Source organism: uncultured Streptococcus sp., from assembly GCF_905372115.1.
GTDB lineage: Bacteria > Bacillota > Bacilli > Lactobacillales > Streptococcaceae > Streptococcus.
In genome coordinates this window covers 1-8724 of the sequence record NZ_CAJPNR010000065.1, presented here as the reverse complement: position 1 = coordinate 8724, position 8724 = coordinate 1, and the positions used below count along the sequence as shown (strand labels likewise).

5 protein-coding genes and 1 pseudogene are annotated in these 8724 nt (G+C 45.7%); 2 read left to right on the top strand and 4 right to left on the bottom strand.

Features of this window, described 5'->3' with window-relative positions; all coding sequences use genetic code 11:
- Positions 1-3 precede the first annotated feature (3 nt).
- Positions 4-2148, top strand: a complete 2145-nt coding sequence (locus QZ169_RS11150) for an ABC transporter substrate-binding protein/permease (RefSeq protein ID WP_295507064.1) — start codon at positions 4-6, stop codon at positions 2146-2148.
- Positions 2148-2888, top strand: coding sequence for an amino acid ABC transporter ATP-binding protein (locus QZ169_RS11145; protein ID WP_295507063.1), 741 nt, complete (start codon positions 2148-2150; stop codon positions 2886-2888). Before QZ169_RS11150 ends, QZ169_RS11145 begins: the two co-directional genes overlap by 1 nt.
- A gap of 58 nt (positions 2889-2946) precedes the next feature.
- On the opposite strand, the gene QZ169_RS11140 is transcribed toward QZ169_RS11145, so the two are convergent.
- The 4 genes and pseudogenes from QZ169_RS11140 to QZ169_RS11125 all read right to left on the bottom strand — a co-directional run.
- Positions 2947-4725: a serine hydrolase gene (locus QZ169_RS11140; protein ID WP_295507062.1), complete on the bottom strand. Its 1779-nt coding sequence runs from the start codon at positions 4723-4725 to the stop codon at positions 2947-2949.
- Between the two features lie 158 nt (positions 4726-4883).
- A complete protein-coding gene (locus QZ169_RS11135) occupies positions 4884-6665 on the bottom strand; it encodes a serine hydrolase (RefSeq protein WP_295507061.1) in 1782 nt (593 codons plus the stop codon).
- Positions 6666-6698: 33 nt separating this feature from the next.
- Positions 6699-8483: a serine hydrolase gene (locus QZ169_RS11130; protein ID WP_295507060.1), complete on the bottom strand. Its 1785-nt coding sequence runs from the start codon at positions 8481-8483 to the stop codon at positions 6699-6701.
- A gap of 102 nt (positions 8484-8585) precedes the next feature.
- Positions 8586-8724, bottom strand: a pseudogene (locus QZ169_RS11125) (CPBP family intramembrane glutamate endopeptidase); the annotation flags it as partial.

Below are 8724 nucleotides of genomic sequence, written 5' to 3'. Positions count from 1 at the left end.
GTCTTGCTAACATTATTTCCATTTTTTGCGTTAGGGGCGACAGCCCAGGCAGATACGGTCAAAATCGTATCTGATACTGCTTACGCACCATTTGAATTTAAAGATTCTGATCAGACTTACAAGGGGATTGACGTTGATATCATCAACAAGGTCGCAGAAATCAAAGGCTGGGACATCGACATGAGCTTCCCGGGCTTCGATGCAGCTGTCAATGCGGTTCAAGCCGGCCAAGCGGACGCCATCATGGCTGGTATGACCAAGACAAGCGAGCGCGAAAAAGTCTTTACCATGTCTGATACCTACTATGACACCAAGGTCGTTATCGCGACGACCAAGGCAAACACCATCAGCAAATATGAACAGCTGAAAGGAAAGAAAGTCGGTGTCAAAACAGGAACGGCTGCCCAACGTTTCCTTGAGAAAAACAAGGATAAGTACGGCTTCACTCTCAAAACCTTTGACACGGGCGACTTGATGTATAACAGCCTCTCTGCTGGTGATGTAGATGCGGTGATGGACGATCAGCCCGTCATTGAGTATGCTATCAACCAAGGCCAAAACCTGAAAATTTCTATGAAGGGTGAGGCTGTAGGAAGCTTTGCTTTCGGTGTCAAAAAAGGCAGCAAGCACGAGCACTTAGTTACTGAGTTTAACGAGGCTTTGGCACAGATGAAGGAAGACGGCAGTCTGGAAGAAATCATCAATAAATGGACGGCTTCTAAAGGCAGCTCTGACTCGGCCGTTCCAGAGACTTCTACTCCTGCCGGTCAAAAAGCTACTCCGACAAAAGACAAATACATTATTGCCAGCGACTCATCTTTTGCTCCTTTTGTCTTCCAAGATGACAGCAACCAATACACTGGGATTGACATGGAGCTGATTAAGGCTATTGCCAAAGACCAAGGCTTTACTGTGGAAGTAACCAACCCTGGCTTTGATGCAGCTATCAATAGCGTTCAGACCGGTCAGGCTGACGGAATTATCGCCGGTATGTCTGTCACAGATGCCCGTAAGAAAACTTTTGACTATTCTGATCCTTACTATACAGCCAACTCTATCTTGGCAGTTAAGGACAGCAGCAATATCAAGTCCTACGAGGAACTCAAGGGCAAGACAGTTGGTGTCAAAACCGGTACCGCTTCTCAGACTTTCCTTGAGGAAAACAAGAGCAAGTACGGCTACTCTATCAAAACATTCTCAGATGCAGCTTCCATGTATGACAGCCTTAATACTGGCTCTGTCGCAGCTGTAATGGATGATGAGCCCGTTGTCAAATACGCTATCAAACAAGGCAAGAAGCTTAAAACACCTATTGAAGGTACACCAAGCGGCCAAGTCGCTTTCGCAGTTAAAAAAGGCAGCAATCCTGAGTTGATTGAGATGTTTAACAATGGACTGGCCAACCTCAAAGAAAGCGGCAAGTACCAAGAAATTTTAGACAAGTATCTGGCTAGCGAAGAAAAGGAATCCACTGTAGATGAGTCCACTATTTGGGGCTTGCTGCAAAACAACTACCAAGAACTTCTTAAAGGTCTAGGAGTGACGATTGCTTTGGCCCTGATTTCATTTGCGATTGCTATGGTCATCGGGATTATCTTTGGTATGTTCAGCGTCAGCCCTTATAAACCGCTGCGCTGGATTGCAGAAATCTTTGTCGACGTCATTCGTGGTATTCCACTAATGATTGTGGCAGCCTTTATCTTCTGGGGGATTCCTAACTTAATCGAATCCATGACTGGCCAACAAAGCCCAATCAATGCTTTCGTTGCAGGAACCATCGCCCTCTCTCTCAATGCTGGCGCCTATATCGCAGAAATTGTCCGTGGAGGTATTCAGGCCGTACCAGTTGGACAGATGGAAGCTAGCCGCAGCTTGGGGATTTCCTACTCCAAGACCATGCGCAAGATTATCCTGCCACAGGCAACCAAGATTATGCTGCCAAACTTTGTCAATCAGTTTGTCATCGCACTCAAGGATACAACGATTGTCTCAGCTATTGGACTGGCCGAGCTCTTCAAAACAGGTAAGGACATCATCGCCCGCAACTATCAGAGTTTCCGCATGTATGCTATCCTAGCCGTGCTCTATCTCATCATTATCACGCTCTTGACCCGCTTGGCAAAACGCTTAGAAAAGAGGATTAAGTAATGGCAAAATTAAAAATCGATGTGAACAATCTTCATAAATATTACGGGGAAAACGAAGTCCTAAAGGGAATTACCGCTAAATTCTACGAGGGAGATGTGGTCTGCATCATCGGTCCTTCTGGATCTGGTAAGTCAACCTTCCTGCGCAGCCTCAATCTGCTAGAGGAAGTGACCAGCGGGACTATCACGGTTGATGGCTTTGATCTGACGGACAAAAAGACTGACGTGGATCTGGTCCGTGAAAATATCGGTATGGTCTTCCAGCACTTCAACCTCTTCCCGCACATGACCGTTCTGGAAAACATCACCTTTGCTCCTGTTGAGCACAAGCGCTTGACCCAAGACGAAGCAAACAAGCTGGGGATGGAGCTCTTGGAAAAAGTCGGCTTGGCTGATAAGGCTGATGCCAGTCCAGACAGTCTGTCCGGCGGTCAAAAGCAGCGGGTGGCAATTGCTCGCGGTCTGGCCATGAATCCAGACATCATGCTCTTTGATGAGCCTACTTCTGCCCTTGACCCTGAAATGGTCGGCGACGTTCTCAACGTTATGAAAGATCTGGCCCAGCAAGGTATGACCATGCTGATTGTGACTCATGAGATGGGCTTTGCCCGTCAGGTAGCCAACCGCGTTATCTTTACCGCTGATGGTGAATTCCTAGAAGACGGCAAGCCTGACCAAATCTTTGACAATCCGCAGCATCCACGTCTTAAAGACTTCTTGGACAAGGTACTGAATGTATAAAACCAAACGAAGAGCCAGCTTATAAGCCGGCTCTTTTCTTGTTTCAAAAATTTTTAAACTACATCACCCACCATTGGTAAAGAGACCAATAGAGAATATTGGCAACAATAGCCAGGGCGGATAGGCTAGTTAGAACTGTCAGGAAGCAGCGACCTTTTCCGAGCTCCTTTCGAGCCTTGCTAAAGAGCGGATAAACCGCACATCCTGCTAAGAATAGGCCCAGTCCTGCAAAGACCATATAACGCCACTGAGAGATGATACTGAGATCCGTAGCGTTGAAGCTAAGCAGGAGCAACAGTAAATTGCAAGCTACGGTCACTACTCCTGCAGTTGTTAAAATGTGCCACCATTTCCAAGCTCGATTTTGCTTGCTTTTCACCTTGCCAAAGGCCAGTCGATAAAGGACCAGCGCAAGCCGCACAAGTAGATTGACCAAAGCATAAACAAGACTAAGAGCAGCCAAAGCAATCAACCCAAACTTAGTCCAGATTTCCCAGTCAGGGAGTCTCTCCAAATCACTGACTGGAGTAGCAATTCTCGTTTTGCCATTTCCACTTTTATAAATAGTCCAAAACAAATGATCCATTCGCTCCGAGGACGGCTTCTTCATATGAAGCATATTACCTGGAAAGAGCTGGTACAAAGAGAGCGGACCTTGGTTAAAATTCCGAAGAATTTGATAATAGCCTGGTTCGAACTTTTTCTGAGTTTCTGCACTGGCTGTCGGACGTTTTCCGAAAATCAATTCTGGCATGCCACCATTATAAATTTCTTCCAAGCCTTGATTGGTCATGATTACCTGCCCGATACCATTCTTCAGATCCAGCCGAAGAAAGCTGGAAAAACCATTTGTATTACCGCCGTGTCCTAGCACTGTAACGGCAAATTCACTAGCCCAGAAGCCATGAGCATTACGAACGATATCTGTACCAGGATAATACGAAGTGCCAGTGTATAGTTTGTCCCAAGTCTCCGACCGAGCAAAGAGAGTTTTTCGACTTAGCAGGGCCTGAGCAAATTTTTGCAAATCACTCAATGTTCCTGTTGCCCGACCAACTGGATACAGGCCGACTTCATAAAGAGCATCGCCTAACAGGCTGCCATCTGCCGCATATCCTTTTACTTCCTTGCGCTTGGCTTGGACATAAGCATTGTCGGACAAGTCTTGAGCTATGGCTGTTCTCTCCATTCCAAGAGGCTGCAAGATATGCTTATGAGCATAATCAACAAAGGATTGCCTCGAAATTCGCTCCACAATATAGGCAGCCAATCCAGTACTGTAGTTGGAATAAGCTGTCGTTGTACCTGGCTCAAAGGACTGAATCGGCTGATATTTGAGCAGCAAGTCCTCTAAACTCTTGTCCCCTTGCATATAGAGAGGGGCTTCGTCAAAACCTGACTGATGGTTCATCAAATCTAGCATAGTGATGGGCTTGTCATAGCGGAGATTTCTGAGAAAGCCCTCTGGCAAATAGGTGCGAATATCTTCTTCTAGGTTAATCTTGCCCTCTTCCCAGAGCTGCATGACAGAGACCCAGACAGTTAGTTTGGTCACGGACCCCCATTCAAAGACACTATTGTCATCCGTTTGGAGTCCTTTTTCTTTATCCATAAAGCCAAAATTTCCTTGATAGATAGTGCCTTCTTTGTCAAATACCGCCGTTGCCATGCCAGCTGTTGTCTTTTCGTGCTCTTTGACATAGTCTTGGATTTTCTGACCAATTTTGTCTCGTTCCGTACCAGACGGCAACTTCTGTTCTTCAGCCAAGGCTGTAACCGGCCGGAAGAGTCCTAGAGTTATAATCGTTAGAAGAGTTAGAATAAATGATTTTTTCATAGCATTTCCTTTCTGTTCAACTCAAATATTCACATAAGCTAAGTTCAGATAATTTGTGCAGTCTCCTTTCAATTTTAGAATCAGGCTATTCTTATTTTTTAATCATGCGTTTTTCACCTCCTTATCCGCCCGATACCAGAGATAAATATTGTAAAGGGTCACAATGCCCACCACTGATAAAGTGACCAATAGAGGATATTGGCAACGATAGCTAGAGCAGATAGGCTAGTCATGACCGTCAGGAAGAGGCGACCTTTTCCAAGACTCTTTCGAGCCTTGCTAAAGAGTGGATAAACCGCACATCCTGCTAAGAATAGGCCAAGTCCTGCAAAGACCATATAACGCCAAGATTGAACAATTGAGTAGTCCTGATTCATAGTAGCCAGTAAAAGCAGAATGAGATTGCCAGCAAACAGCAGCATTCCTAGAGAAGTCAGGCAATTCCAGACCTTCCAAGAGCGAGGAGCCAAACTTTTTGCTTTACGCAGGATAAGACGGAAACCGCCAATCAAAGAACTAATCAAGACATTTCCCAAAGCAAACACGAGCGCCAGAGCTCCGAGAAACACGACTAGATAATGCCTAAAGAGAACTGAATCGGAAATCCTTTCTGCATTAAGGACACCGAATTCGAGGCGGTCAGCACCTTGGCTTCGGTCAATAGTCCAGAAAGTGCTCAGCAGATCCGGCTGTTCTGAGACTTTGTTGATCTTTTGGATAGCCCCGGGAATCATGATCATGAAGGACAGCGGCCCCCTATTATAGCTTCTCAGATAGTGGTAAGAGCCAGGCTTGAATTGCTTTTTAGTAGCTTCGCTGACAGTCTGCATCTTGCCAAATATCAGCTCCGGCATTTGAACATTGTAAACTTGTTCATACAGTTGATTGGTTAAGATGACTTGGCCGATGCCATTTTTCAGATCCAAGTAAAGATAGCTAGAAAAGCCATCAGCATTACCACTGTGTCCCAGCAAGGTAACACCGTAGTGACTGGCCCAAAAGCCATGAGCATTACGAACAATATCCGTATCAGGGTGGGTAGAGGTTGTTGAGTAAAGCTCGGTCCAAGTTTCTGGACGATGAAAGAGCGTCTTACGTTCCAGCAAGGCCTGGGCGAATTTCTGCAGGTCTCCTAGAGTCCCCACAGCCCCTCCGACTGGGTACATCCAGAGCTTAAATGGTGTATCACCCAAGAGCTTACCTTGGTCATCATAGCCCTTGTCTTCCTTGCGCTTTTCCTGTACATAAGCGTTGTCCGATAAGTCAGGCAAGATAGCAGTCCGATCCATGCCCAGCGGCTCAAAAACATGCTCATGGACATAGTCTGCATACTTCTGCCCAGATATCCGCTCCACGATATAAGATGCCAAAGCCGTGCTGAAGTTAGAGTATGATGTCGTCGTACCCGGCTCAAAGGACTGAATAGGCTGGTAATCACGGAACTGCTCTTCCAAGTCGCTCTTGTCTCCCTTTTTGTAGAGTGGCATTTCATCAAAGCCAGCCTGATGATTCATCAGATCCAGCATGGTGATAGGCTTATCGTAGCGAAGATTGCGGAGAAAGCCTTCTGGCAGATAAGTTTTGATGTCTGCTTCTAGGTCAATTTTGCCCTCTTCCCAGAGCTGCATGACCGACACCCAGACCGTCAGTTTAGTGATTGAAGCCCATTCAAAAACACTGTCATCGTCAACTTTGACTTTGTTTTCCTTATCCACATATCCAAAGTTTCCCTTGTAGATGGTTCCGTTTTTATCAAAGACAGCGGTCGTCATTCCGACAGTTGTCTTTTCATGTTCCTTGACAAAACTTTCGATTTTTTGACCGATTTTGTCGCGGTCCGTACCAGACGGAAGCTTCTGCGAGTCAGCTAAAGCAGCTGTCGGTCGGAAGATTCCTAGCGTCAAAATGGTTAAAAGAATGATTGGAATAGATTTTTTCATGAGATACTCCTTTGTGCAATGGAGCTGCGCTTATTACAGACCCCACCACTGATAAAGTGACCAGTAGAGAATATTGATAACGATAGCTAGAGCTGATAGACTAGCCAATACTGTCAGGTAGAGTCGGCTCTTACTCAGCCCTTTTCTTGCCTTGGTCAGAAGTGGGAAGACTGCACAGCCAGCCAGAATCAATCCCAGACCGGCAAAGACAATGTAGCGCCAGCTAGCTAGAAAGCTCAGATCGTTGGTAGCAAATGTGTTAAAGAGGAGGAGGAAGTTTATAGCCACACCTACTCCAGCTAAAGAAGTTAGGTAAGTCCAGATACGAAGAGATTTTGGTATTTTAGATTGACCTTTTTTGAAGACCAAGCGGAAGAGATCCAGTCCGCCCCGTGCCAAAAAGAGAATGATACTGAAAACAATTCCGACTGCCGCTGAAATAAGCAAGGACCAATCTTTCAGAATCTCGCTATCCTTGACTCTGAAGTTATCGCCATAGGAAGCTGTTACCTTAGTCTCGTCTCCACTACCGCTGACTACTGAAAAATTCTGACTCAAAAGCGGATTGTCCTTGGATTTCTTCACAAACTGAGTGTAAAGCAAGATTCTGGAGATAGACATAGGACCACTGACAAAGGAGCGAGCAGATCGGTAATTGCCAGACTGGAATTTGTCAAAGGTGGCTGAGTCCGTCTTTTTCTTAGGTCCAAAAACCAAGGCTGGCATTTCATAGTTATAAACCAACTCATGATCTTGATTCGTCATAACGGTCATACCTATACCATTTTTCAAGTCCAGCAGAATATAAGATGAATAGCCAATCGAGTTTCCGCCATGGCCAACAAGCGTCGTACCGTACTCCCGTGTCCAAAAACCGTGCATATTGAGCGGCATGTCCGTTCCTGGATAATTCGAGGTTGCTGTGTAGAGAGTTGTCCAAGTCTCAGCATGCTTGAAAAGCTTTTCTTTCTTCAAAAGCGCTTGGGCAAACTTCTGGAAGTCAGCCAAAGTGGAAACGGCATTCCCCGCTGGGTAAAGCCCAAGATGGAAATAGCTAGTGCCCATAGATGTCTGACCGTCCGCCCGATAAGAGATTTGCTCCATCCGCTTCTGGTAAATCTTTGGATTTTCCTTAAAGTCGGCTGATAGAGCAGTGTCTTTCATCCCTAGTGGTTGAAAGATATGCTCATGGACATAGGCCGAGAAGTCCTGACCGGAGATTCTCTCAACGATATAGGCTGCCAGACTAGCTGAAAAGTTCGAGTAGGCTGTCATGGTGCCTGGTTCGTAAGACTGTTCTGGCTGATTAACTGCCAGAATCTCCTCAATAGACAAGCCCTTATCTTCCTTGTAGGCATGGGTAGACTCGCCAAAGCCGGCCTGATGGTTCATGAGATCTGTCATAGTAACGGGCTTTTCGTAGCGCAAAGTCTTCATAAATCCCTCTGGCAGATAGGTGCGAATGTCTTCGTCAAGGTCAATCTTGCCCTCTTCCCAGAGCTGCATAACGGAGACCCAGATAGCTAGTTTCCCTACTGACCCCCATTCAAAGACACTACTGTCGTCGGCTTTAATGCCTTTTTCCTTGTTCATATAGCCAAAACTACCTTGGTAAATAGTCCCGTCCTTGTCAAAAACGGTTGTTGCCATACCAGCTGTCGTCTTTTCATGTTCCTTGACAAAGTCTTGGATTTTCTGACCGATTTTGTCACGGTCCGTACCAGACGGCAGCTTCTGTTCTTCAGCCAAGGCGGTAACTGGCCGGAAGAGTCCTAGAGTTATAATCGTTAGAAGCGTTAGAATAAATGATTTTTTCATAGCATTTCCTTTCTGTTCAACTCAAACATTCACATAAGCTAAGTTCAGATAATTTGTGCAGTCTCCTTTCAATTTTAGAATCAGCTTATTCTTGTTTTTTAATCATGAATTTTTCGTCTCCTTATCCGCCCGATACCAGAGATAAATACTGTAAAGGGTCAGAATGCCCAAGCCGCCAAGGTAAATGAGGGAGTTAACCTGAGAGAAATCAAACTTATCAGCTAGGTTGATGCCGACAAAC

Excerpts from the sequence above, each read along its gene's own strand:
- QZ169_RS11130 (WP_295507060.1), bottom strand. The coding sequence starts at position 8,483 with ATGAAAAAATCATTTATTCTAACGCTTCTAACGATTATAACTCTAGGA.
- QZ169_RS11145 (WP_295507063.1), top strand. The coding sequence starts at position 2,148 with ATGGCAAAATTAAAAATCGATGTGAACAATCTTCATAAATATTACGGG.
- QZ169_RS11135 (WP_295507061.1), bottom strand. The coding sequence starts at position 6,665 with ATGAAAAAATCTATTCCAATCATTCTTTTAACCATTTTGACGCTAGGA.
- QZ169_RS11140 (WP_295507062.1), bottom strand. The coding sequence starts at position 4,725 with ATGAAAAAATCATTTATTCTAACTCTTCTAACGATTATAACTCTAGGA.